Below are 25,028 nucleotides of genomic sequence, written 5' to 3'. Positions count from 1 at the left end.
CAGCCCGTGATCATCGCGAGCGAGTGGGCAGGGGCCGCGGCCCGCAACAACGCCGAGTGGTGCGACGCGGTCTGCCGCGCGCACGGGGTGCCGGGGGAGTTCGGGGCCGGGGTGTGGAGCAGCGCACGGCGGACGCCGCCGCTGTATCCGGACGCCGTCTCGCTCACCCCCGGCATCGCGCCGGACGACCTGCTGGCCCGGATCGACACGGCGTCACCGGGCTGTTCCGTCAAGGACAGCTTCGCCTGCCTGGACCTGGAGCCGTGGGGCTTCGAGGTGCTCTTCGAGGCGCAGTGGATCCACCGGCCCGCGGGTGCGGCTCCCGTGGGGCATCCCGCTGTCAGCTGGGAGCCGCTCAAGAGCGCCGATGCGCTGCCCGTGTGGGAGAGCGCCTGGAACGACGGCGAGGGCGGCCTGGGCCTGTTCCGGCCCGAGTTGCTGGCCGGCGACACGACGTCCGGCGACACGGTGTTCCTGGCCGGGACCTCCACGGACGGCGTGATCGTCGCGGGTGCCGTGGCCAGTCGCAGCGCATCCGTGATCGGCGTCTCCAACCTGTTCGCGGTGGGCGACGCGACGCGCGGAGAGGCCGCTGCCTGGGCCGGGTGCCTGACGGAGATCGACCGGCTCTGGCCCGGCCTGCCCGTCGTCGGGTACGAGAGCGGCGCGAGCCTGGACATCGCCGTCGGCCAGGGATTCACCCCGGTCGGGCCGCTGCGGATCTGGGTGCACACCGACTGAGGGCCGCGGCCCGCCTTCTCCTTCCTCTCCCACCCCTTGACGCACGCGACGCGACCACCGAAGAATGATCGCGTTCCGCGCTGTGACAACGTTGTCCAAGGAGGCGTTCCCACCCATGAGATGGAACCGACGGCTACGCGGTACGGGGGTGGCCGTGGCCGCGGCCACGCTCCTCGGGGGAGCCCTCGCCATACCGGCGGCGCAGGCCGCCCCGGCGGCGGACGGCCGGCTCACCGACCTGGTCAACCCGTTCATCGGCACCGAGAACGAGGGCAACACCTATCCCGGTGCGGCCGTGCCCTTCGGCATGGTCCAGTTCTCGCCCGACACCGGGCACAACACCGGCTACGACCACTCCGACACCCACATCCGCGGCTTCTCGACCGTCCATCTCTCGGGCGTCGGCTGCGGGTTGGGCGGCGATCTGCCGGTGCTGCCCACCACGGGTGACGTCAAGGAGACGGACTACGCGAAGTACGCGGCGGAGTTCAGCCACGACGACGAGAAGGCGAGCCCCGGCTCGTACCAGGTGGGCCTGAAGTCCGGCATCGAGGCCGAGCTGACGGCCACCAAGCGCACCGGAGTGCAGCGCTACACCTTCCCCGCCACCGACAAGGCCAACGTCCTGCTCAACGCGGGTCAGTCGCTGCACAAGACGGGCAGCACCAAGGTCGAGATCCTCGACAGCCGTACGGTCCGCACGGCGATCACCGGCAGCGGCTTCTGCCAGGACACCAAGCCGTACACCGTCTACACGATCACCAAGTTCGACCGCCCCTTCACCACATCGGGCACCTGGAAGGGCGACACGGTCACCGCGGGCTCCAGGAAGTCGTCGGCGGGCGAGGAGCGCAACGGCGCGTACGTCCGCTTCGACACCTCCAAGGACCGCACGGTCGAGGCGACCACCGCCCTGTCGTACGTCGACGCCAAGGGCGCCGCGCTCAACCTCCGCGCGGAGGGCGGGCGTTCGTACGACCGTGTCGCCAAGGCCGCGCAGGCCGCGTGGGAGGACCGGCTCGACGACGTAAAGGCGCAGGGCGGCAGCGAGACCGTGCGCCGCACCTTCTACTCGTCCCTCTACCGCTCGTTCCTCGCGCCGAACATCGGCAGCGACGTGGACGGCCGGTACACGGGCTGGGACCAGAAGATCCACCGGGCCAAGGGCTTCACGTACTACCAGAACTGGTCGCTCTGGGACACCTACCGCACCCAGGCGCAGCTCCTCGCCCTGCTCGCGCCGCACGAGTCCCGTGACATGGCGCTCTCCGTCCTGAAGATCGACGAGGAGAGCGGCTGGCTGCCCAAGTGGGGCTACGGCACGGTCGAGACGAACATCATGACCGGGGACCCCGTCACCCCCTTCCTCACCAACGCCTATCAGCAGGGTCTGCTCAAGGGGCACGAGGAGGAGGCGTACCGCGCGCTGAAGAAGAACGCGGACGGTGTGCCGCCCGCCGAATCGGCGCCCGTGGGCCGTGAGGCCAACAAGGAGTACCTGAGCGAGGGCTTCGCGCCGTACATCAAGGGCCGCCCGCACGCCAAGCCCGGCGACTCGGACTACGACCACGGCGCTTCCGCCACGCTGGAGTACGCGCTCTCGGACGCGATGCTCGGCCAGATGGCCGGCGACCTCGGGCACAAGGCCGACGCCAAGCGGTATGCCGAGCGTGCGCAGAACTACCGGAAGATCTTCGACGCCTCGACCGGCTTCTTCCGGGCGCGGGACGCCGCGGGCGCCTTCACCGGCCCTGCGGACCCGGCCAAGAGCGAGGGTTTCCACGAGGGCACGTCCTGGCAGTACCAGTGGCTCGTCCCGCAGGACCTGCCCGGCATGGTCGGTCTCATCGGCGGCAAGCAGGCCACCAACGACCGCCTGGACTCCTTCTTCGCCTACGAGCAGCTCCTGAAGGACCCGGCGAGGACCGCGCGCGAGGTGTGGGTCAACGGTCCGTACGACTACTACAACGCGGACAAGTACAACCCGCAGAACGAGCCCGATCTCATCGCCCCGTACACCTACCTGTCGACGGGCCAGCCGTGGAAGACGACCGACGTGGTGCACGCCGCGCTCACGCTCTTCACGGACACCCCGACCGGCATGACCGGGAACGACGACCTCGGCACCATGTCCGCCTGGAACGTGCTGTCCTCGATCGGTGTCTTCCCGGTCCAGCCCGGCACGGACACATGGGGGCTGTCGACGCCCGTCTTCGAGCGCGTCGACCTGAAGCTCGACCGCCGCTACTACCCCAAGGGCCGCCTCACGGTGAAGGCGCCGGGCACCTCGGACACCGAGCGGTACATCCAGTCGGCGCGCACGGACGGCGCCGACTACGGCAAGACCTACCTGACGACCGACGACATCCGTGACACCCGCGAGATCACCTTCACGGTGGGCGACAAGCCCTCCCAGTGGGGCACGTCGGAGGATGCCGCGCCGCCCGCACTGAAGTGACGTATCCGCCCCTGCCCGAAGTGACGTAACCGATACGCCACTTGCGCACCATCAGGCCCGCCTCTCCCAGAGAGGCGGGCCTTAATCTGTTGTTAACTGTGCGTAGCTTGATCGTACTTGACCGTAGTCGCGCAACGGCGATTGACTGCACACTCATGCCGCCCCCCGCATCGTCCTCGACGCGAGAGCAGACCGTTGAACCCGTTGAAAGCGCAGACCGCTGAGTCCGCCGACCTGCTCGCACCTCTCGACCTCGCCTTCTGGAACATCGAGTCCGCCGAACACCCCATGCACCTGGGAGCGCTCGGTGTCTTCGAGGCCGACTCGCCGGACGCCGCCGAGCGCGCCGCGCGGCTCCTCGCCGAACGCGCGGCCACCGTGCCCGGACTGCGGCTGCGGATCCGCCCGGTCTGGCTGCCGGTCGGCGGGGCCGTCCGCGCCACCGCCCCCGCCTTCGACCCGCTGGACCACGTCCGCCTCGCCGAGCCCGCGCAGGACTTCCACGCCGCGGCGGGCGCGCTCATGCAGCGCCCCCTGGAGCGCGAGCGGCCGCCGTGGGAGGCGCACGTGCTGCCCGGCGGCGACGGCACCTCCTTCGCCGTCCTCTTCAAGTTCCACCACGCCCTCGCCGACGGGCTGCGCGCCCTGATGCTCGCCGCGGCCGTCATGGACCCCACCGAACTGCCCGCCGCCCGTCCGGCGCCCCCCGAACCCGAGACCTCCCCGTGGTCCTGGCTGCCCGATCCGCGCAAGCTGCCGGGCCTGGTCCGTGACACCGTCGGCGACGTGGGGCAGGCCCTGGACATCGGCTCGTCCGTCGCCCGCGCCACCTGGGGCGTGCGCTCGTCGGCCGCCCTCACGTCACAGGCCACCGGTACGCGGCGCACCGCGGGGGTGGTCCTTGACCTGGACGACGTGCACCGCGTGCGCAAGACCGTGGGCGGCACCGTCAACGACGTACTGATCGCCGTGGTCGCGGGAGCGCTGCGCCGCTGGCTCGACGAGCGCGGCGACGGCAGCGAGGGGGTGGAGCCGCGCGCCCTCGTTCCGGTCTCCCGGCGCAGGCCGCGCTCCGCGCAGCCGCCGGGCAACCGCCTCTCCGGCTATCTGGTCCGCCTTCCGGTCGGTGATCCGGACCCGGTCGCGCGGCTGCGGGCGGTGCGGACCGCCATGGACCGCAACAAGGAGGCGGGTCCCGGCCGCGGCGCCGGTGCCGTCGCCCTGCTCGCCGATCATGTGCCGCCGCTCGGCCACCGCATCGGCGGCCCCGTCGTCGCGCAGGCCGCCCGGCTGCTCTTCGACATCCTCGTGACCAGCGTTCCGCTGCCCAGCCTCGGCCTGCGGCTCGGCGGCTGCCCGCTCACCGCCGTCTACCCCTTCGCGCCGCTCGCCCAGGGGCAGGCGCTGGCCGTCGCGGTGTCGACGTTCCGGGGCCGGGTGCACTTCGGTCTGGTCGCGGACGCGGCCGCCGTGCCCGACCTGGACGTTCTCGCGCGCAGCGTGCGGGAGGAACTCGCGGGGCTCGTCGAAGCGTGCGTAAACCGTCCGCGTTTGGTAGAGGGGCCCGTCGCTACGTAAAGTTCTCTTCTTTGGAGCTTCCGCGGTCACCCAGACGAGCCGCGGCATGAGTGACGCGAGGACAGCGGCGATGACGGTGACAGAGGACAGCCCGGGGGCCGGCGGTCCGGCCGAGGCCCAGGAGGCCGGGTCGGTCTCCTTCGGCCCCGGCATCGACCCCGACCGCCTCGCCACGTGCCTCAGCGTGCTCGACGAGCTCGACAAGCTGGACGTCGACCACCCCGACGCGATCGCGGTGCGCCGCGCCACGGCCGGGATCTACCGGACCGTGAAGCAGCGCCGCCGTCAGGAGCGCAGGGCCGCCAAGACCGCGCACGACAAGGCCGTCACCGAGGCCACCGCGACCGGCTCCGCCGAGCGCATCGACGACGAGACCGAGGGTCTGCTGCCCTCCTCGCAGACCGAGGAGGGCCGGATCGCGGGGATACTCCAGCGCCCCCGCTCCTGCTACACCTGCAAGACCCGGTACGTGGAAGTCGACTACTTCTACCACCAGCTGTGTCCGGACTGCGCCCGCCTGAACCGGTCCAAGCGCGACGCCCGCACCGACCTCACCGGCAAGCGCGCCCTGCTCACCGGCGGCCGCGCCAAGATCGGCATGTACATCGCGCTGCGTCTCCTGCGCGACGGCGCCCACACCACCATCACCACGCGCTTCCCCAAGGACGCCATCCGCCGCTTCAAGGCGATGGACGACTCGGCGGACTGGCTGCACCGCCTGGAGATCGTCGGCATCGACCTGCGCGACCCGGCGCAGTCCGTCGCGCTCGCCGAGCAGCTCGCGGCGGCGGGCCCGCTCGACATCCTGATCAACAACGCGACGCAGACCGTACGCCGCCTGCCCTCCGCGTACGCCGCCCTGGTCGACGGCGAGGGCGCGCCGCTGCCCGCCGGGGAGCTGCCCGCCCACTCCGTCATCGGCGCCTTCAACTCCGGCGCGGTGGACGGCCTGGCCGCGCTGCCCGTCGGCACCAGCGGCCTGGACGCACAGCAGGTCGCCGATCTCGCCCTCGTCGCGGGCAACGCCAGCGTCGCCCGGCACCTGGACGGCACCGCCATCGACGCGGGCGGTCTGGTCCCGGACGTCGTCGACAGCAACACCTGGGTGCAGACCATCGAGCAGATCTCCCCGGTGGAGCTCCTCGAGACGCAGCTGTGCAACTACACCTCGCCGTTCATCCTGATCAGCGCGCTGCGTTCGGCCATGGCCGACGCCGCGAAGAAGGCCTCGAGCGGCCGCTCGTACGTCGTCAACGTCTCGGCGATGGAGGGCGTCTTCGGCCGCGGTTACAAGGGCGCGGGCCACCCGAACACCAACGCCGCGAAGGCCGCCATGAACATGGTGACGCGCACCAGCGCCCAGGAGATGTTCCAGACCGACGGCATCCTCATGACGTCGATCGACACCGGCTGGATCACCGACGAGCGCCCGCACTACGACAAGCTGCGCCTGGCCGACGAGGGCTTCCACGCCCCGCTCGACCTGATCGACGGCGCGGCCCGGGTCTACGACCCGATCGTGCGGGGCGAGGCGGGCGAGGACCTGTACGGCATCTTTCTGAAGGACTACGCACCCGGCAAGTGGTAGCCGCGCGCGGGCGGCGTCAGGCCTGGTCCGTGGCCCCGCCCGTCGCCGCCCGCAGCCGCTCGTGCACGGCGTACGAGGAGGTCGCGCCGGCGGCGGCCCGCACTCGCGTACCACCGTCCACCAGCACATCCGCGCCCGTCACCCATTCGGCCGCATCCGAGACGAGCCATGCCACGGCACGCGCCACGTCGTCCGGTTCGCCGATGCGCCCCAGCGGCAGGCTCGCGGCGAGTTCCTCCTCGGCGCCGTCCCACACGAAGCGGGCCATCTCGGTGCGGATGAGGCCGGGGGACACGGAGTTGACCCGCACCAGGGGCGCCAGTTCGCCCGCGAGTTGAGCGGTCAGGTGCAGGAGCGCCGCCTTGCTGGTGCCGTACGCGCCCACGTTCGGGCCCACATGGGACGCGCCCTCCGTGCAGATGTTCACCACCGTGCCGCCGTGCTCGCTCATCCAGGCACGCCAGGCGAGCTGGGTCAGGCGCAGCGCGGCCTCGACGTTCACGGTGAACGCCGCGCGCCACCGGGTGAGGTCGACGTCCATCAGCGCGCCGTAGGGGGCGTTCGTCGCGGCGTTGTTCACCAGGACGTCGAGGCGCCCGTACTCCTGGACCGCGAGCGCCACGCAGGCCCGCGCCCGACCGGAATCAGCCACGCCGCCCGCGCACCCCACGGCCCGGACGCCGTCCGCGCGCAGCCGGGCCACGGCCGCCTCCAGGGCGTCCGGCTCGCGGGCGGTCAGGACGAGGCGGTGCCCCGACTCGGCGAGCGCCCGCGCGACGGCGAACCCGATCCCGCGCGAAGCCCCGGTCACCAGGGCCACCGCGCCGTCCCTTGCCTGGGCGGACATCATCTGCGTACGGTCCCATGGAGGCCTGGAAAGGCCCATGGGCTCGACCCGTTGAGAATTTTTCGGCTCGCGGGCCACCCCCACACCGGGATCAACTGTCCGAAATACACTCCTTCGGCGGACCCCATAGAGCGCGGGCGCGCTCATTTGGTTAATGTGAGGCGAACGGACGGTCTCCAGGGGATCCACAAGCACCCCTCAACCGCCCCGGGACAGGCTCGCCACCGTGGCCGCGATCCCGCCTGAACAACGGCGCCACCGCGACCGAACAGCTCTTGTCCTTCCGTTACGCGACACAAAGGAGTGCGCGGTGACACCAGATCTGACGAAGCAGGAAAAGCGACCGGCGGAACACGGCAGTGAGCGGGCCGGCAGACCACGCAAACTGAGCAACCTGGACTCGTGGGCGAAAGCGGCCCCGATCCGGCTCGCCGGCTACGAGGACGACCTCGCCGAGCCGCACATCCTCCCCGGTATCGACTGATCCCTCCGCTTTCGCCGCGCGCCCCCCGCCCACCGGCCGGGGGCGCGCGGCGTTGTCCCGGCGGTCTCGTCGACGCAGGTCGGTCCGCTCGCGCATGGCCCGGCGGTTGCGGGTTACTCCGGGAGTATGGACGGAACATCGCATGCAGAGCGCGACGTGGACCGCGCGCCGGAAGAACCCACGCAGTTGCCCAAGCGGTCCTGGAAGGCGGTGCTCAAGGGCGTCGTCAAGGAGTTCCAGGACGACGAGCTGACGGACCGGGCCGCGGCACTGACCTACTACGGGGTGCTGTCGCTGTTCCCGACGCTCCTGGTGCTGGTCTCCCTGCTTGGCGTGGTCGGCAAGTCGGCGATCGACTGGCTCCTGGAGAACCTGGAGAAGCTCGCGCCCGGTTCGGCGCGGGACATCATCGGCGACGCCGTGAAACAGCTGGAGGGCCAGGGCGGCGTCGGCTCGCTGATGGCGGTGGTCGGCATCGTGCTGGCCGTGTGGGCGTCGTCCGGGTACGTGGGCGCCTTCATCCGCACCGCCAACGCCGTCTACGACATGCCCGAGGGCCGGCCCGTGTGGAAGGTGCTCCCGGTCAGGGTGGGCGTGACGGTGGTGCTCCTCCTGCTCGCGGTCGTCAGCGCGGTCATCGTGGTGTTCACCGGCGGTCTCGCCCGCACCGTGGGCTCGACCCTGGGGATCGGGGACGCGGCCCTGACGGTGTGGTCCATCGCGAAGTGGCCGGTGCTCGTCGTGCTGGTGACCTCCATGATCGCGCTCCTGTTCTGGGCGACGCCGAACGTGAAGGGCCGCGGTTTCAGGTGGATCACCCCCGGCAGCGTGGTCGCCCTGGTGATCTGGCTGATCGCCTCGGCGGGATTCGCCTTCTACGTCGGGAACTTCAGCTCCTACAACAAGACCTACGGCGCACTGGCCGGAGTGATCATTTTTCTGGTGTGGCTGTGGATCAGCAACATCGCGATCCTGCTGGGCCTGGAGTTCGACGCGGAGCTGTCCCGGCAGCGCGCCATAGCCGGTGGGCTGCCTCCCGAGGAGGAGCCCTACGTACCGCCACGCGACACCCGCGCGTGGGACGAACAGGACCGCCGCCGCGTGGACGAGTGACGACGGGCGACGACAGGGGGACGCCGTCCGTGATGACCGCGGCCCCTGACCATGTGCCGATGCCGAAGATCGGGGTACTCGGCCGCTGAACAGACAGGAGGTTGATGACGATGGCCCAGACAGGCCCGCACACCACCGGCCGTGACGGCGCCGGACAGACCGCCCCCCACAACGAGCCGGTGGGCGACCTCGTGCAGCGCGCCTCACAGCAGCTGACGGAGCTGGTGCGCGGCGAGATGCGCGTGGCACAGGCGGAGATGAAGGAGAAGACCAAGCGCTACGGCAAGGGCAGCGGGTTGTTCGGCGGAGCAGGTCTCGTCGGCTTCCTGACCCTGCAGGCGCTTGTCGCCACCGCGATCGCGGGGCTCGCCGTGCCGCTTCCGGTGTGGGCCGCGGCGCTGATCGTCACCGCCGTCCTCGGTCTGATCGCCGCGGTACTGGCACTGACCGGCAAGAAGGAGGTCGGCCGGGCCGCCCCGCCGATCCCCGAGCAGGCGATCGACGGCGTGAAGGCCGATGTCGCAGAGATCAAGGAGAGTGCACAGCGATGAACCAGCCCGACGACAAGCACACCGCGGACCCCGGGGAGCTGCGCGCCAAGGTCGAGCAGACCCGGCAGGACCTGGGCGAGACGGTCGAGGCACTGGCGGCCAAGACCGATGTCAAGGCCCGCGCGCAGGAGAAGGCGGTCGCGATCAAGGGGCAGACCGCCACCAAGGCTACGGAGCTGGGCGAGCAGGCCAAGGCCAAGGCATCCGAGGCCGCCCATGTGCTGCAGGAGAAGGTGCCCGACCAGGTCAAGGACAAGGCCGTCGCCGCCACCGGGCAGGTGAAGGCCGTGGCCGGGCAGGCCAACGAGGTCTGGCAGGACAAGGCGCCCGAGCAGGTCCGCAACCGCCGTACCGCCTTCCTCGCGGGTGGCGCGTCGCTGGTGATCGCGTATGTGCTGATGCGGCGCAAGCGGAAGCACGGGAGCGCGCGGTGAAGGCCTCGAAGATCGCGTACAAGCCGGTCGGGATGGCGCTCGGCGCGCTGGCCGGTGTGGCCGCGGGCGGCCTGTTCAAACAGGCGTGGAAGGTGATCGGCCACGACGAGGACGCGCCCGACGCCACCGACGAGGACCGGGACTGGGGCGAGATCCTGCTCGCGGCGACGCTGCAGGGCGCGATCTTCGCCATGGTCAAGGCGGCTGTCGACCGCGGTGGCGCGGTCGCGACGCGTCGGCTGACGGGTGCCTGGCCCGGCTGACGAGGGTCGGTGGGTCGGCATTCATCCGATGGATCAGTGCAGGGCAGCGTAAATGTCCAAGTCCCCGCCGCGGGCAATGCATTGACACCCTTCGGGGGCGCTTGAATCATCGGATGTCATGACTGACATGCGCATGATCTTCGCGCCACGCCGTGCGCCGAGCCGCGCGCGGCTCCGCAGACTGCGAGGCGCCGCGGTGGCCTTGCTGCTGCTTGCGGCGCCGGTCCCGGCGGCTCAGGCCGCCGGGACCTCGCGGCCCGCCGCGGACCTGCCCCGCACCGTCCCCGCCCTGGCCGACTGGACGCCGGGCAAGGGGAGTTACGCCTACGGCCGCGACACCCGGCTCGTCGCGCACGGGCGGGCGGCACGCGAAGTCGCCCGTACCCTCGCCGACGATCTGCGCGCCGCGGGCGAGGGCCGGGTGCCGGTCACCGGCGGCGCCCCGCGCGACGGCGACATCGTGATCGACGTCGCTCCCGCGCGCACGGCGCTCGGCGCCGAAGGGTACGAACTCCGCGCGGGCAAACGCCTGGAGATCACCGGCGCGACAGAGACCGGTGCCTTCTACGGCACCCGCACCCTCCTGCAACTCCTGGCCCAGAGCGACCGCGTACCGGCCGGACGCACCGTGGACGTGCCGCGGTACAAGGAACGCGGCGTGGGCGTCTGCGCCTGCTACATCCACATCTCGACGCCCTGGCTGGAGAACCTCGTACGCGACATGGCGTACCACAAGCAGAACCAGCTGCTCCTCGAACTCAAGGTGAAGAGCGCCAAGCACCCCGAGGCCAACAGCTGGGGCTACTACACCAAGAGCGAGATACGCCGCATCGTCGCCCTCGGCGAGAAGTACCACGTCACGATCATCCCGGAGATCAACTCACCCGGCCACATGGACCCTTGGCTGGAGAAGCGCACCGACCTCCAGCTCACCGACTCCGACGGCAAGCCGCAGCCCTCGCGCCTGGACGTCACCAAGGACGAGGCCTTCGCGTACTACACGAGCCTCATCGACGAGTACGCCGAGGTGTTCCCCGCGAAGTCCTGGCACATGGGCGCCGACGAGTACATGCTCGGCTCCGACTTCGCCAAGTACCCCCACATCCTCGAATACGCGAAGAAGAAGTACGGCGAGAAGGCGACCCCGCAGGACGCCTTCGTCGACTTCATCAACCGGGTGCACGCGTACGCGAAGAGCAAGGGCAAGCAGCTGCGCATCTGGAACGACGGCCTGACCGGCGCGCACACGGTGCCGGTCGCGGCGGGGACGAGCGTGGAGCACTGGCTCGACGTGCAGACCAAGCCGAGCCAACTCATCGCCCAGGGATACCCGTTGCAGAATGCCGCCTACGCGCTCTACCTCGTGCGCGGCGGCTTCCACACCGACACCAAGGCGCTCTACGAGCAGGCGTGGGACCCGCGCAGCTTCGAGGGCGAGAAGCTCGCGTCGAGCGACGGCATCACCGGGGCGAAGATCAGCCTGTGGCCGGACAACGGCCGGGGCGAGACCGAGAACGAGGTCGCGGCCTCCATGGCCATGCCGCTCAGCCATGTCGCCCAGGTCACCTGGGGCTCCGCGCACCCCGACCCGACCTACGCCGACTTCACCGCGCGCGCCAAGGCCGTGGGCCACGCGCCCGGTTGGCGTGACCTGACGAAGGTCTCGGTGGCGGACGGAACGTACACCCTGCGGGACACCAAGGGGGATGCGGAGCCCGCCGCCTACGAGATCAAGCGCACCGCCGACGGCTACGTCACGCTGAAGTCCACGGCGGACGGCACCTGCCTGGAGACCCGGAGCGGGAAACTCACCCTCAATGCGCCGCTCGAGCCCGGCAGCTCGGTCACCCGGGAGTCCTGCGACACGGCGAACACCTTGCAGCGCTGGCAGCTCACGAAGGCGGCGGGCGGTCACCGGCTGACGAACGCGATCACCCAGATGTCCGTGCACGTCACCGAGGACGGACGGCTCCAGCAGTACCCGGTGGATCAACAGGCCCCGAGCACCTGGACCTTGACCGCGCGCTGACCCCCGTACCCCGACATCCGACAGGGAGACCGCACGCCCATGACTGTCAGCAGACGTCTCTTCGTGACCGCCGCCGTCACCACGGCGGTCGCCGCGTCCAGCACATCCCTCGCCCTCGCGGCGCCTGGCCGCACCGGCGCCCCAGCCGTCCCGGAAGCGCCCTACCGCATCCCGATCAGCCCCGAGGACTCCCCGGACGAAGTCGTCACCAAGGCCTCCCACGTCAGGCCGACGGAACGGCAGATCGCCTGGCAGCGCCTCGAACAGACCGCGTTCCTGCACTTCGGGGTCAACACCTTCACCGGCCTCGAATGGGGCACGGGCGACGAGGACCCCGACGTCTTCAAGCCGACCGGCCTCAACACCGACCAGTGGGCGCGGGCCCTGCGCGACGGCGGATTCAAGCTCGCCATCCTCACCGTCAAGCACCACGACGGCTTCGTGCTCTATCCCTCGCGCTACACCAAGCACAGTGTGGTGAGCAGTAGTTGGCGGGACGGCAAAGGTGATGTGCTGCGCGCGTTCGCCGACTCGCTGCGACGGCACGGGATCAAGGTGGGTGTCTACATCTCGCCCGCCGACGAGAACCAGTACCTGCACGGCGTGTACGCCAACGGCAGCGCCCGCTCACGGCGCACCATTCCCACGCCGGTCGACGGCGACGACCGGGCGGACGCCGCCGCCGTACGTTCGTTCACGCTCGACGCGACCGACTACGGCGCGCACATGCTCAACCAGCTGTACGAGGTCCTCACCGAGTACGGGCCCATCGACGAGGTGTGGTTCGACGGCGCGCAGGGGCGCATCCCGCCGGAGAAGGTCGAGACGTACGACTGGGACAGCTGGTACGCGGTCGTCCGTGCCCTGGCCCCGGACGCGACGGTCGCCGTACGCGGCCCCGACGTCCGGTGGGTCGGCAACGAAGGCGGCCTTGCGCGCGAGAACGAGTGGAGCGTCGTCCCCGTCAAGGACTCGGGGAACGGCAGCATCGACTACGCCCTGAAGTACGACGCGCCCGACCAGGGAAGCAGGGAGGCACTCGCCGAGGCGAGGGAGGTCGCCCAGTACGTCCAGTGGTGGCCGGCGGAGTGTGACGTCTCGATCAGGCCGGGGTGGTTCTACCACGAGGATGAACAGCCCAAGCCTGTAGAGCAGTTGACGGACATCTGGTTCCGTTCCGTGGGACGCAACTCCGTGCTGCTCCTCAACATCCCGCCGGACAAGCGAGGCCTGCTCCCCGAGGCGGACGTGGCGCGGCTGCGGGAGTTCCGCGAACGGATCGAGCGCGAGCTGCCCGAGGACTTCGCGCGGGACGCACGGGCCCGGGGCGACGGCCGCCGCCCGTCACAAGCGATCGACGGCGACCCGGACACGGCATGGGCGTGCCCCGCGCCCTCCAGGGGGACGCTCACCGTCGACCTGGGCGAGGCGCGCGAGGTCGACCGGATCAGGTTGGGGGAGGAGATCCGGCAGGGGCAGCAGCTGGAGCACGCGGTGATCGAGGCGCGGGTCTCCGGCGGCTCCGGGTGGACCTTCGTGAGCGAGGTGGACACGGTGGGGGCGAGCCGGGTCCTGACCCTTGCCACGCCGGTACGGGCACGGGAGTGGCGGCTTCGGGTGACGGGGTCGCGCGGGGCGGTACGCCTGGCTGAGTTCGGCCTGTACCGGTCGCGGGTGTAGCGGGCGTCGGCACGAGTCCCAAGTGAGCCTGGCCGCGGCGGTGTTACCGTCGCGGCCATGTCCAAGAACGAGATCGACGCCGTGACCGCCGAGTTCTTCGGCGCCTTCGACAACCGTGGCGGCCGGGCCGCCGACGTGGCCCGGATCCGCCGCCTGGTCCTCCCCGGGGGTGTGATCGTCTCGACCGGACCGAAGTTCACGGTCTACACGGTGGAGGAGTTCATCGAGCCGCGCGAACGGCTCCTTTCGGATGGCCGGTTGGTCGACTTCTCCGAGTGGGAGACATCCGAACGGACCGAGATCGAGGGCGACATCGCCTCGCGGTTCGGCACGTACCGCAAGTCCGGGACGCTGGACGGCGAGCCCTTCGAGGGGAGCGGGACCAAGACCATCCAGTTCGTCCGCACCCCGGAGGGCTGGCGGATCACGGCGTTCTCCTGGTACGACAAGGCCTAGGGCCACACGACGACGCCCCGCACCATCAGAGGGACCGGCCCGTCCTCCTCGTGGAACCTGATCCAGCCGACATGGACAGAGCCGCCGGACCGCTCGTGGCGGTCGGCTGCCCTGCCCGCCAGCCAGACGAGCAGCTCGCCGACGCGGTCGAAGTCGTCCGGGTGGATCTCCTGGCGCGCGGTCAACGCCCAGCCTCCCTCGCGCGACAGCAACGCGGAGGTGAGGGCCCCGCCCACCTTCGAGGCCGCGTCGTGGCACCCCAGGAGCGGCACAGGGTCGTCCTCGATCACCGGCTCGCCCTCGTCGTCCTCCACCACGACCGGGAACGCGCGCACGATCGTCAGGGTCTCCGGCCGGGGGCCCAGGCCGAGATGCCACCGGAGTTCGGCGATCTCCTCGTCGGAGACGTCCGCGGACAGGTCAAGGGCCACCGAGAGCTCGTAGATGTCTGCCATGCCCGGCACTGTACGGGTGGGGTACGACAGGCTCGCGCCGGGCCCGCGGCACCGTTCAGCCCCCGGCCACCCGCCCCGTGCTCTCCCGTTCGATGAGCGTGGGCAGCGGCACCTGGACCGTGGCCGCGGGGCCGTCGTCCAGGAGGGAGAGGAGTTCGCGCGCCGCCGTACGCCCGAAGGACACCGTGTCGCGTGACAGGGCCGTGAGCCACGGGTGCACCATCCGGCACAGGGCCGAGTCCTCCCACGCGATCACCGACACGTCCCCCGGCACGGAGAAGCCCAGCGAGGCCGCCGCGGCGATCCCCGCGACGGCCATCACGTCGTTGTCGTAGACCAGGGCCGTCGGCGGTGACGCGGCGGACAGCACACGCCGGGTCACCGCGGCGCCCTCCGCGTCCGAGTAGTCCGTGGTCACCGAGCGGACCTCCGACAGGTCGCGCCGCTCGGCCTCGGCCCGCAGCGTGCGGATCCGCCGCTCGGTGTGGGCCAGGCCGGGCAGACCCGCGATGTGCACGATGCGGCGGTGGCCGAGGGCGTGCAGATGGTCCACGACCGAGGCCATCGCGCCCGCGTCGTCGGCCCAGACGGTGGAGAGGCCGGGGTGGTGCGCCTCCGGGTCCGGCACGCCGCCCGTCACCACCGCGGGCAGTCCGAGGTCGTCGAGAAGCGCCGGGCGCGGGTCCCGCGTGCGCGGGTCCACGACGAGGACGCCGTCCACCCGGTGCTCGGCCCACCAGCGCTGGTAGACCGCGCACTCGGCGCTCACGTCCTCCACCACCTGGAAGAGCAGGCCCAGTTGACGCTCCGCCAGGACTTCCTGGATGCCCGAGATCAGCTGCAGGAAGAACGAGTCGACGCCCAGCGTCCCGGCGGGCCGGGCCACCACGAGCCCCACCGTCGCCGAACCCTCGCCGGACAGCGCGCGCGCCGCCGTGCTCGGGTGCCAGCCCAACTGCTCGGCGACCCTGCGGACGCGGTCGCGGGTGACCTCGGAGACACCGGGCCGGTCGTTGAGCGCGAAGGACACGGCGCTCTCGGAGACGCCGGCGCGGCGCGCGATGTCCTTCATGGTCGGCCGGCGTGCCGGGGACCGCTTGCCTTGCACCGGTGTTGCCCCTTTCCTGTGGCACGCATACTAATGCGCTTGAGCCAGCACACTCTAAAGCGCTTTAGTCGATCCCCGCAAGAAGTTCAACGCACGGCTCTGACCTGCACAGTTGAAGAGATTCGCGGGATTGTTCCACGAATCCATTGACTTTTTACCGGAGTTCCATGCAGGGTCTGCCTCACGCTGGGCCGAGCAAAGGAGCCGTTTCACCGTGCGCATCTCCCACCACCCCCGCATCCCCAGAAGGGCAGCCGCCGCTGCCGCCGTCCTCGCCGTGCTCCTGCCGCTGAGCGCCTGTGGCGACGGAGGCGACGGCGGCGGTTCGACCGACGCGTCCGGCAAGATCGAGGGCGAGATCACCTTCCAGACCTGGAACCTGAAGGCGAACTTCAAGTCGTACTTCGAGGGCGTCGTCGACGGCTTCGAGAAGAAGTACCCCGGCACGAAGGTGAACTGGGTCGACCAGCCCGGCGAGGGCTACGCCGACAAGATCAGCGCCGACGCCGCGGCCGGCACCCTGCCCGACGTCGTCAACGTCTCGCCCGACCTGGTGGCCCCGCTCGCCAAGGCCGGTCTGGCGCTCGACCTCGACAAGGCCGCGGGCAAGTACGAGAAGGAGTACCTGCCGGGGGCGTGGAAGAGCCACCAGATACCGGGCACGGAGGGGACGTACGCCTTCCCCTGGTACCTGAACACCGGGCCCCTCTTCTACAACAAGCGGATCTTCAAGGAGGCGGGCCTCGACGCCGACAAGCCCCCGAAGACGTACGACGAACTCTTCGCCGACGCGCTGAAGCTGTCGAAGAAGACCAAGGGCAAGACCGCCACCCTCGCCAACGTCCCCACCATCGAGGACTTCGGGCGCTACGGCGTGCCGCTGATGGACAAGGAAGGGACCAGGTTCACCTTCAATGGCCCCAAGGGCGTCGAACTCCTCACCAAGTACAAGGAGTTGTACGACGCGAAGGCCCTGGACGGCCAGGCGCTCACCGCGACGCCCGAGTCGACGGGCAAGAAGTTCCTCACCGAGGCTGTCGCCATGAACCCCGGAAGCGCCCTGGACCTCGGCAAGTTCAAGAAGGAAGCGCCCGGCCTCTACAAGAACATCGGGATCACGCCGCAGATCACCGACACCGGCAAGGACAACATGTACGTGATGGGTGTCATGGTGAACACCCGCACCAAGCAGACGCCCGCCGCCGTGGCCTTCGCCCACTACGTGACGGACGCGCAGCGCCAGATGTCCTTCGCCAAGAAGGTGGCGATCTTCCCCAGCACGAAGGGGTCGCTCGACGACCCGTACTTCACCAAGCAGGACGGCACCGACGACACGCGGGTGCGGGTCGCCGCCGCCGAGTCCATCAAGACCGCGGTGAACTACACGCCCGTGCTGTTCAGCGAGCAGATGAAGATCGAGCTGCGCAACGGCGTCGCCAGGGCGCTGCAGGGCAAGCAGAGTCCCAAGGAAGCGCTTGACAACGCTGTCAAGAACTGCGACCGGCTGCTGAAGCAGAGCTGACAGGACGACACGGACCACCACCATGAAAACCTCAAGCGCCGCGGCCGACCAAAGCCCGCCCTTCCGCCGCATCAGGCGTCAACTGCCGTCCAGCCCTTGGCTGTTCGCGGCGCCGGGTCTGCTGGTCGTCGGCATCTTCATCCTCTATCCGTTCGTCAGCACGCTCATCAACTCCTTCACCGACAAGCGCACCCTGATCCCGGGGGAGTACGTCGGCCTGGACAACTTCCGGGAGCTGCTGCACGACGACATGTTCTGGATCGGGCTCCGCAACTCGACGCTCTACATCGTGGGGGTCGTCCCCGCGCTCGTCCTGCTGCCGCTGCTGCTCGCGATGCTCGTCCAGAAGCACATTCCCGGCATCACCTTCTTCCGGTCCGCCTTCTACACGCCGGTGGTCGCGTCCATCGTCGTGGTGGGCCTGATCTGGGTGTGGATGCTGGATGAACGGGGCCTGGTCAACGCGGTCCTCGAGGCCGTGGGCGTCGGCTCGGTCGGCTTCCTCAGCGACCAGTGGCTGCTCCTGATGAGCGCCATGGCCGTCACGGTCTGGAAGGGCCTCGGCTACTACATGATCATTTACTTGGCGGCGCTCGCCAACGTGCCACGTGAACTCCACGAGGCCGCATCGGTGGACGGCGCGGGCGCGGTGCGCCGGTTCTTCACGGTCACCGTCCCCGCCGTTCGCTCCACGATGGTCCTGGTCGCCGCGCTGTCCTCGGTCGCCGCCTTCAAGGTGTTCTCCGAGGTCTATCTGATGGCCGGGCCCAACGGCGGCCCGGCCGGCGAGGACACCACGCTCGTGATGCTGGTGCAACGCGTCGGCACCGGCCTGACCGGCCGCGTCGGGTACGCGTCGGCCATCTCGGTCGTCGTCTTCGTCGTCACCGTCGCGCTGATGCTGCTCGTGCTGCGCGCGGACCGGAAGGAGGACGCGTGAGCACCGCGACGGACACGCGCGAGACCGAGCAGGCGGCGCCGAAGACGGAGGGCGGCAAGGCCGGGAAGGGCGGCGCCCGCAGGCGCGGGCGGATCACCGACGAGAACGGCCGCCGGATGCCCGTGTGGGAGATCATCCTGCGCTACGGCCTCCTGCTCGCCGTACTGGCCCTGATGATCGGCCCCTTCCTCTGGCAGTTGTCCACCTCCCTCAAGGGCCCGCACGAGAACATCTTCAGCTCCCCGCCCAAGTTCCTGCCGAGCAGCCCGACCTTCCACAACTACGAACGCGTCGCCGACACCATCCCCGTCTGGGACTACGCGCTCAACTCCCTGAAGGTGGCCGCCGCCAACGTGGTGACCAACTGCGTGGGCGCCACCCTCGCCGGCTACGCGCTCGCCCGCCTGCGCTACCGGGGCCGCCGCGCGGCCACGATCGTGTTCGTGCTCGCCATGCTGGTGCCCGTGGAGGGCATCATCATCGCCCAGTTCACGACCATGCGGGAGCTGGGCCTGAACAACACCCTCATCGGTGTGCTGCTGCCCGGCTGCGTCTCCGCGCTCAACGTCCTGCTGATGCGCAACGCCTTCCTGAACCTGCCGTACGAGATCGAGGAAGCCGCGTACGTCGACGGCGCCAACGTCTGGCAGCGGTTCCTGCGGATCGCCCTGCCCGCGGTCAAGGGCACGCTCGCCGTGGTGGCGATCTTCGCCTTCATGGGCGCCTGGGACGACTTCCTCTGGCCGCTGATCGTGCTGAGCGACCCGGACAAGTTCACCCTGACCATCGGCCTGAACTACCTCCACGGCACCTTCGCCAACGACGAACGGCTCGTCGCCGCGGGCACGGTCATCGCCGTGCTCCCGCTGATCGTGCTCTTCGCCTGCCTCCAGCGGTACTTCTTCCGCGGGGTCGGCGAGGGAGCGGTCAAGGGCTGAGCCGCCGCCGCATCCCCCCGCACCCCGGTCCCGCACCGGCCCCCCGCACCCCCGAGAACCAGGACTCGCATGTCTCGTACGACCCGTGTGCCCTCCGCCGCGCCGCGCTTCGGCGCGAACTACACCCCCAGTCAGGGGTGGTTCCACCACTGGCTCGACTTCGACATCGACGCCGTACGCGCCGATCTCGACGCGATCGCCGCGCTGGGCCTCGACCACATCCGGGTCTTCCCGATCTGGCCGTACTTCCAGCCCAACCGCACCCTGATCCGGCCGCGCGCCGTGGAACAGCTCGTCGCCCTCGCGGACGCCGCGGCCGAGCGCGGGCTCGACGTCAACGTCGACGGACTGCAGGGGCACCTGTCCAGCTTCGACTTCCTGCCCGCGTGGACGCAGACGTGGCACCGGCGGAACATCTTCACCGACCCGGATGTCGTGGCGGGCGAGGTCGCCTACCTGCGTACGCTCGCCGCGGCCCTCGCCGACCGCCCGAACTTCATCGGCATGACCATCGGCAACGAGGTCAACCAGTTCTCGGCGGGCCCCCACCCCGACCCCGACCGCATCACTCAGGACCAGGCGGGGGAGTGGCTGCGGCGGGTGCTCGCCGCGTGCGAGGAGGGCGCCCCGGGGAAGCTGCACCTGCACGCCGAGTACGACGCCGCCTGGTACCAGGACGACCAGCCCTTCACCCCGGCCCAGGCCGCGCGCCTCGGCGGCGCGACCGCCGTGCACTCCTGGGTGTTCAACGGCACGGCCCAGCGGCACGGTCGGGGCGGGGTCGCCACCGCTCACCACGCGGCGTACATGATCGAGCTGTCGAAGGCGTGGGCGGACGATCCGCACCGCCCTGTGTGGCTCCAGGAGGTGGGCGCGCCGGCTCCCCTCATCCCCGCGGAACACGCGGCTGGCTTCACCGAGGCGACGGTGGAGGCGGCGCTGGACTGTGCGGATGTGTGGGGGGTGACGTGGTGGTGCTCGCACGATGTGTCGCGAGGGCTGTCCGATTTCCCCGAACTCGAGTACAGCCTGGGCCTGCTGACCAACGAGGGGCAGGTCAAGCCGGGGGGTGAGGTGCTGGCGCGGCTGGCGAAGGAGTGGCGGGGGCGGGAGTACGCGCCTGCGGTGCGGGGCACTGCTGTGGTGGTCGAGGACTCCACCTCGGAGCGGTCCGCGTGTGCGCCGGGGGGTGCGGTGTTCGACGCCTTCATGGGGCTTGTCGCGGACGGGGTCCGGCCTACGACGGTGCTCGCGAGCCGGGTGGAGGACTCGGCGCACTTGGCTGCGCGGGGCATTACAGAGGTCGTGCGGCCGGGGGAGGTGGGCCAGGGCTAAGAACCATCCCCCACCCCGCCCCTTCCCGAAACTCGCTGCGCGAGGGCCTCCTCAAACGCCGGAGGGGCTGAGAAATCAGCCCGTCCGGCGTTTGAGGACGAACTCGGCGGAGCCGGTGATGACGGCACGCAAAGCTCCCGGCAGAGTCCACCCGTTCCAACCCTCGGAGAGAACATGCATGACGACCGCACCCTCATCGAAGCCCGCCTCAAGCGCGTCCTCGACGAACGCATCCGCCCCGCCGTATACCCCGAGTCCGTACCTCTGGACGTAGCGGTGTGGAACGCACCGGGCGAGCCGGTCCCAGTAGCCGAAGGCCTGGCAGCGCACCCCGAACCCACAGAGGTCGGCGCGCGATGGGGCGCCCCCTGGGCCACCAGCTGGTTCCAGGTGACCGGCACCGTCCCCACGGAATGGGCGGGGAAGACCGTCGAGGCCATCCTCGACCTCGGCTTCGACGAGAACATGCCCGGCTTCCAGTGCGAGGGCCTGGTCTACCGCCCCGACGGCACCCCGGTGAAGGGCCTCAACCCCCGTAACCAGTGGGTGCGGATCGCCACCCCGGCCACCGGCGGCGAAGACGTCCACCTGCACATCGAGGCCGCGTCCAACCCCGTCATCCTCGACTACCACCCCTTCCTGCCCACCCAGCTCGGCGACAAGGAGACGGCAGGCAGCGAGCCCCAGTACAAGCTCGCCCGCATGGACCTCGCCGTCTTCGACGAGACCGTGTGGCAGCTCGTCATCGATCTCGAAGTGCTCGGTGAGCTGATGCAGGAGCTTCCGGAGGATTCCGGGCGGCGGTACGCGATCGTGCGGGCCATCGGCCGCGCCCTGGACGCGGTCGACCTCCAGGACGTGAACGGCTCCGCGCCCGCGGCCCGCGCCGAGCTCGAAGGCGTCCTCACCACCCCCGCCGAACCGTCGGCCCACCGCATCAGCGCCGTCGGCCACGCGCACATCGACTCCGCGTGGCTGTGGCCGCTGCGCGAGACGGTGCGCAAGGTCGCGCGTACGACGTCGAACATGACCGCGCTCATCGAGGACGAGCCGGACTTCGTCTTCGCCATGTCGCAGGCGCAGCAGTGGGCGTGGGTCAAGGAGCACCGGCCCGAGGTGTGGGCGAAGGTGAAGAAGGCGGTCGCCGACGGGCGGTTCGTGCCCGCGGGCGGCATGTGGGTCGAGTCGGACACGAACATGCCGGGGTCGGAGGCGATGGCCCGGCAGTTCGTGCACGGCAAGCGGTTCTTCCTCGACGAGTTCGGTGTCGAGAACGACGAGGCGTGGCTGCCCGACACCTTCGGGTTCGCGGCCGGTCTTCCGCAGATCATCAAGGCGGCTGGCTCCAAGTGGCTGCTGACCCAGAAGATCTCCTGGTCGCAGACGAACCGCTTCCCGCACCACACCTTCAACTGGGAGGGCATCGACGGCACCCGGATCTTCACGCACTTCCCGCCCGTCGACACCTACAACTGCTCGATGAAGGGCAGCGAGATCGCCCACGCGGCGAAGAACTTCAAGGACAAGGGAGTCGCCCGGCACTCCCTCGCCCCGACCGGCTGGGGCGACGGAGGCGGCGGCACCACCCGCGAGATGATCGCGAAGGCGGGGCGCCTGCGTGACCTGGAGGGCTCCGCAACGGTCAAGTGGGAGACCCCGGCGGCCTTCTTCGAGAAGGCCGAGGCGGAGTACCCGAACGCCCCCGTCTGGGTGGGTGAGCTGTACCTGGAGCTGCACCGCGCCACGCTCACCAGCCAGGCGGGTACCAAGCAGGGCAACCGCCGCAGCGAGCACCTGCTGCGGGAGGCGGAACTGTGGGCGGCGACGGCGGCGGTCCGCGCACCCGACTTCGCTTACCCTTACGAGGAGTTGGACCGTATCTGGAAGACGGTGCTGCTCCACCAGTTCCACGACATCCTGCCCGGCTCGTCCATCGCCTGGGTGCACCGCGAGGCGCGCGCGACGTACGCGAAGGTCGCCGAAGAGCTGAACGCCATCATCGACGCGGCCCAGCGGGCGCTCGCCGGGGAGGCCGGCGGCACGGACACCACCCTCGTCTTCAACTCCACCCCGCACACCCGCGACGGCGTCCCGGCGGGTGGCGCGCGCCCCGCCTCGATCGACGGCCAGTCGGCGATCGCCTCGCGCGCCGACGGCGGCTACGTGTTGGACAACGGTCTGCTGCGGGTCGAGATCGACGCGCGCGGTCTGATCGTCTCGGCGTACGACATCGTGGCCGACCGGGAGAGCGTCGCGCCCGGCCAGGCCGCGAACCTGCCGCAGATACACGCCGACTTCCCGAACATGTGGGACGCGTGGGACGTCGACGAGTTCTACCGGAACACGGTCACGGATCTGACGCAGGCGGACTCGGTCGAGCCCGTCGACAACGACGTCTCGGTCCGTGTCGTACGCAGCTTCGGTGCGTCGCGGCTCACCCAGACGCTGTCCCTGGCGCCCGGCTCCATGCGCCTGGACATCGAGACGGAGGTCGACTGGCACGAGACGGAGAAGTTCCTGAAGCTGGCGTTCCCGCTGGACATCCACGCGGAGCGGTACGCGTCGGAGACGCAGTTCGGCCACTTCTACCGGGCCACGCACACCAACACGAGTTGGGAGGCCGCCAAGTTCGAGGCGTGCAACCACCGCTTCGTGCACGTGGAAGAGCCGGGCTGGGGCGTCGCCCTGGTCACGGACTCGACGTACGGCCACGACGTGACCCGTACGGTACGCGCCGCGGACTCCGGCACGACCACGACGGTCCGCGCCTCGCTCCTGCGCGCCCCGCGCTTCCCCGACCCCGAGACGGACCAGGGCGTCCACCGCTTCCGGCACGCGCTGGTGCCGGGGGCCGGGATCGGAGACGCGGTGCGTGAGGGCTACCGGATCAACCTGCCCGAGCGGCAGATCCCGGGCAGCGCCGAGGTGGCCCCGCTGGTGACCCTCGACAACGACGCCGTCGTCGTCACCGCGGTCAAGCTCGCCGACGACGGCAGCGGCGACGTGATCGTCCGCTTCCACGAATCACGGGGCGGCCGCGCGAAGGCAATGCTGACGACGGGCTTCCCGGTCGGCACGGTAGAGGTAACGGACCTCTTGGAGCGCCCCCTCGCAGACGCCGCGATCCCCGAGCGCTCGGACGACGAGATCACGCTGACGCTGCGCCCGTTCGAACTGATGACGCTGCGTCTGACGCGGGCGTGACGTTGCGCTGAGCTGAGCTGAGCGAGACAGGCGCCGGGAAGACGCCGGGGGGACATACGGCCAGTCCCGCCCGGCGTCTTCGCCTGCCCGGACATCCCGGCGCACACTGGCCCCCATGCCTGTCGCGTTGCATCACATCGTCATCGACGCCCATGATCTGCCCGCCCTGGCCCGCTTCTGGGCCGAGGCGCTGCGCTGGCGGATTCTGTCCGAGCGGGAGCGGGAGGTGGTCATTGGCCCCGACGCAACCGCTCCGGTGGGCATCTGTTTCATGCCGGTCACGGACCGCAAGGTCGTCAAGAACCGTCTGCATCTCGACCTGACGTCCGACGCGGAGGACCGGGAGTCGGAGATCGACCGCCTGCTCGCACTCGGGGCGCGAAGGGCGGAGGTCGGACAGACCGGCGAGGAATCCTGGACGGTCCTGGCCGATCCGGAGGGAAACGAGTTCTGCGTGGTCCGCCCGAAGCAGACCCTCATCGGGTAGGGCGGGGGCTGCGCGTCAGCCGTCCACCTGGGCCCGCATCCATTCCTCCACCTCTCCCACGTGTGCCGCCGCCGCGGCCCTCGCTGCCTCCGGGTCGCGGGACGCCAGCGCGCGGTGGATGCGGGCGTGTTCTCGGCGGGTTCGTTCGAAGGCGCCCTCTTCCTGGTAGCCGCGCCAGACCCTCGCGCGGAACGTGCGGGACGACAGGCCCTCCAGGATGGCCGCCATCGTGTCGTTGCCTGCCGCGAGGGCGATCGTGCGGTGGAAGGCCAGGTCGTGGGAGAGGATCTCCTCTGGGTCCTCCGTGGCGTTCATCGCCTCCAAGTGCTTCTCCACGTCCGCCAGTTGGTCGGCGGAGATGCGCGCCGCCGCCAGCGCCGTCGCCGTGGACTCGAGGACCCGGCGTACTTCCAGGAGTTCCACGAGGCGCGGCCCGCGTGACAGGTCGGCCACGACGCCGAAGGTCTCCAGGAGATCCCCGGCCTCCAGCTGGGTGACATAGATGCCCGAGCCGTGTCGGGCCTCAAGCACCCCCATCACCGTGAGCGCGCGGATCGCCTCCCGCATGGAGCTCCGCGAGATCCCCAGCTGGGTGGCCAAGTCACGTTCCGTGGGCAGGCGTTGGCCCGGTTGGAGACGGCCCTCGCCGATCATCGCCTTGATCTGCTCGATGGCCCGCTGCGTCACGGTGGCCTTCTGCGGGGCGGTCTGGTCCACGTAACGCTCCTCCACTAGCCGAGTGCGCCGCAGTCTAGTCAGAGATGTGGTCCGACCACTACGGCCTGAAAGCGGGAAAACTTGGCGTCGAGGGGTGTTG

At 70.2% G+C, this 25,028-nt stretch carries 22 protein-coding genes; 18 read left to right on the top strand and 4 right to left on the bottom strand.

Annotated elements, in window-relative coordinates; all coding sequences use genetic code 11:
* The first annotated feature begins 6 nt into the window (after positions 1-6).
* The 4 genes from AB0M70_RS01930 to AB0M70_RS01915 all read left to right on the top strand — a co-directional run bounded on the left by AB0M70_RS01930 (position 7) and on the right by AB0M70_RS01915 (position 6,365).
* Positions 7-741, top strand: a complete 735-nt coding sequence (locus AB0M70_RS01930) for a hypothetical protein (protein ID WP_365815282.1) — start codon at positions 7-9, stop codon at positions 739-741.
* A gap of 115 nt (positions 742-856) precedes the next feature.
* Positions 857-3,199, top strand: a complete 2,343-nt coding sequence (locus tag AB0M70_RS01925) for a GH92 family glycosyl hydrolase (RefSeq protein WP_365815280.1) — start codon at positions 857-859, stop codon at positions 3,197-3,199.
* Positions 3,200-3,403: 204 nt separating this feature from the next.
* Positions 3,404-4,777, top strand: coding sequence for a wax ester/triacylglycerol synthase family O-acyltransferase (locus AB0M70_RS01920; protein ID WP_365815278.1), 1,374 nt, complete (start codon positions 3,404-3,406; stop codon positions 4,775-4,777).
* A 70-nt stretch (positions 4,778-4,847) separates the two neighbouring features.
* Positions 4,848-6,365 (top strand): SDR family NAD(P)-dependent oxidoreductase, encoded by a 1,518-nt coding sequence (locus AB0M70_RS01915; RefSeq protein WP_365815276.1) that lies wholly within the window; start codon positions 4,848-4,850, stop codon positions 6,363-6,365.
* A gap of 16 nt (positions 6,366-6,381) precedes the next feature.
* Here the strand turns inward: AB0M70_RS01915 and AB0M70_RS01910 are convergent, their stop codons facing one another.
* Complete coding sequence (locus tag AB0M70_RS01910) at positions 6,382-7,215, bottom strand: SDR family oxidoreductase (protein WP_365815274.1); 834 nt, start codon at positions 7,213-7,215, stop codon at positions 6,382-6,384.
* Between the two features lie 307 nt (positions 7,216-7,522).
* On the opposite strand from AB0M70_RS01910, the gene AB0M70_RS01905 reads away from it, so the two are divergent.
* The 8 genes from AB0M70_RS01905 to AB0M70_RS01870 all read left to right on the top strand — a co-directional run bounded on the left by AB0M70_RS01905 (position 7,523) and on the right by AB0M70_RS01870 (position 14,222).
* Entirely contained in the window at positions 7,523-7,696 is a 174-nt protein-coding gene (locus AB0M70_RS01905; protein ID WP_365815272.1) for a hypothetical protein, read from the top strand.
* A gap of 126 nt (positions 7,697-7,822) precedes the next feature.
* A complete protein-coding gene (locus AB0M70_RS01900) occupies positions 7,823-8,809 on the top strand; it encodes a YihY/virulence factor BrkB family protein (RefSeq protein WP_365815270.1) in 987 nt (328 codons plus the stop codon).
* Positions 8,810-8,988: 179 nt separating this feature from the next.
* The gene (locus AB0M70_RS01895; protein WP_365816253.1) at positions 8,989-9,360 is read left to right on the top strand and encodes a phage holin family protein; all 372 of its coding nucleotides are present in this window, start codon (positions 8,989-8,991) and stop codon (positions 9,358-9,360) included.
* Positions 9,357-9,794: a DUF3618 domain-containing protein gene (locus tag AB0M70_RS01890; RefSeq protein ID WP_365815268.1), complete on the top strand. Its 438-nt coding sequence runs from the start codon at positions 9,357-9,359 to the stop codon at positions 9,792-9,794. The genes AB0M70_RS01895 and AB0M70_RS01890 overlap by 4 nt, the downstream gene beginning before the upstream one ends.
* The gene (locus tag AB0M70_RS01885; RefSeq protein ID WP_365815266.1) at positions 9,791-10,057 is read left to right on the top strand and encodes a DUF4235 domain-containing protein; all 267 of its coding nucleotides are present in this window, start codon (positions 9,791-9,793) and stop codon (positions 10,055-10,057) included. Before AB0M70_RS01890 ends, AB0M70_RS01885 begins: the two co-directional genes overlap by 4 nt.
* Before the next feature lie 118 nt (positions 10,058-10,175).
* Positions 10,176-12,086: a family 20 glycosylhydrolase gene (locus tag AB0M70_RS01880; protein WP_365815264.1), complete on the top strand. Its 1,911-nt coding sequence runs from the start codon at positions 10,176-10,178 to the stop codon at positions 12,084-12,086.
* Positions 12,087-12,125: 39 nt separating this feature from the next.
* Entirely contained in the window at positions 12,126-13,766 is a 1,641-nt protein-coding gene (locus AB0M70_RS01875; RefSeq protein WP_365815262.1) for an alpha-L-fucosidase, read from the top strand.
* A 57-nt stretch (positions 13,767-13,823) separates the two neighbouring features.
* Positions 13,824-14,222 carry a nuclear transport factor 2 family protein gene (locus tag AB0M70_RS01870; RefSeq protein WP_365815260.1) on the top strand — a complete coding sequence of 133 codons (399 nt, stop codon included), beginning with the start codon at positions 13,824-13,826 and terminating at the stop codon, positions 14,220-14,222.
* Here AB0M70_RS01870 and AB0M70_RS01865 read toward each other — a convergent pair.
* Entirely contained in the window at positions 14,219-14,677 is a 459-nt protein-coding gene (locus AB0M70_RS01865; RefSeq protein WP_365815258.1) for a hypothetical protein, read from the bottom strand. The two genes, AB0M70_RS01870 and AB0M70_RS01865, sit on opposite strands and share 4 nt — an antisense overlap.
* Before the next feature lie 55 nt (positions 14,678-14,732).
* Entirely contained in the window at positions 14,733-15,785 is a 1,053-nt protein-coding gene (locus AB0M70_RS01860) for a LacI family DNA-binding transcriptional regulator (protein WP_365815256.1), read from the bottom strand.
* Between the two features lie 214 nt (positions 15,786-15,999).
* On the opposite strand from AB0M70_RS01860, the gene AB0M70_RS01855 reads away from it, so the two are divergent.
* From AB0M70_RS01855 to AB0M70_RS01830, 6 genes are all read left to right on the top strand, one after another.
* Positions 16,000-17,307: an extracellular solute-binding protein gene (locus AB0M70_RS01855; protein WP_365815254.1), complete on the top strand. Its 1,308-nt coding sequence runs from the start codon at positions 16,000-16,002 to the stop codon at positions 17,305-17,307.
* Positions 17,308-17,329: 22 nt separating this feature from the next.
* Positions 17,330-18,247 carry a sugar ABC transporter permease gene (locus AB0M70_RS01850; RefSeq protein ID WP_365815252.1) on the top strand — a complete coding sequence of 306 codons (918 nt, stop codon included), beginning with the start codon at positions 17,330-17,332 and terminating at the stop codon, positions 18,245-18,247.
* Positions 18,248-18,363: 116 nt separating this feature from the next.
* The gene (locus AB0M70_RS01845) at positions 18,364-19,185 is read left to right on the top strand and encodes a carbohydrate ABC transporter permease (protein WP_365816251.1); all 822 of its coding nucleotides are present in this window, start codon (positions 18,364-18,366) and stop codon (positions 19,183-19,185) included.
* Between the two features lie 69 nt (positions 19,186-19,254).
* Complete coding sequence (locus AB0M70_RS01840; protein WP_365815250.1) at positions 19,255-20,520, top strand: glycosyl hydrolase; 1,266 nt, start codon at positions 19,255-19,257, stop codon at positions 20,518-20,520.
* Between the two features lie 174 nt (positions 20,521-20,694).
* Entirely contained in the window at positions 20,695-23,724 is a 3,030-nt protein-coding gene (locus AB0M70_RS01835; RefSeq protein WP_365815248.1) for a glycoside hydrolase family 38 C-terminal domain-containing protein, read from the top strand.
* Between the two features lie 115 nt (positions 23,725-23,839).
* Positions 23,840-24,211: a VOC family protein gene (locus AB0M70_RS01830; protein WP_365815246.1), complete on the top strand. Its 372-nt coding sequence runs from the start codon at positions 23,840-23,842 to the stop codon at positions 24,209-24,211.
* Between the two features lie 15 nt (positions 24,212-24,226).
* Here the strand turns inward: AB0M70_RS01830 and AB0M70_RS01825 are convergent, their stop codons facing one another.
* Positions 24,227-24,928, bottom strand: coding sequence for a FadR/GntR family transcriptional regulator (locus AB0M70_RS01825; protein WP_365815244.1), 702 nt, complete (start codon positions 24,926-24,928; stop codon positions 24,227-24,229).
* Between the last annotated feature and the right edge of the window lie 100 nt (positions 24,929-25,028).

Source organism: Streptomyces sp. NPDC051214 (genome assembly GCF_040682375.1).
GTDB lineage: Bacteria > Actinomycetota > Actinomycetes > Streptomycetales > Streptomycetaceae > Streptomyces.
This window is presented reverse-complemented; position numbering and strand designations above follow the sequence as displayed.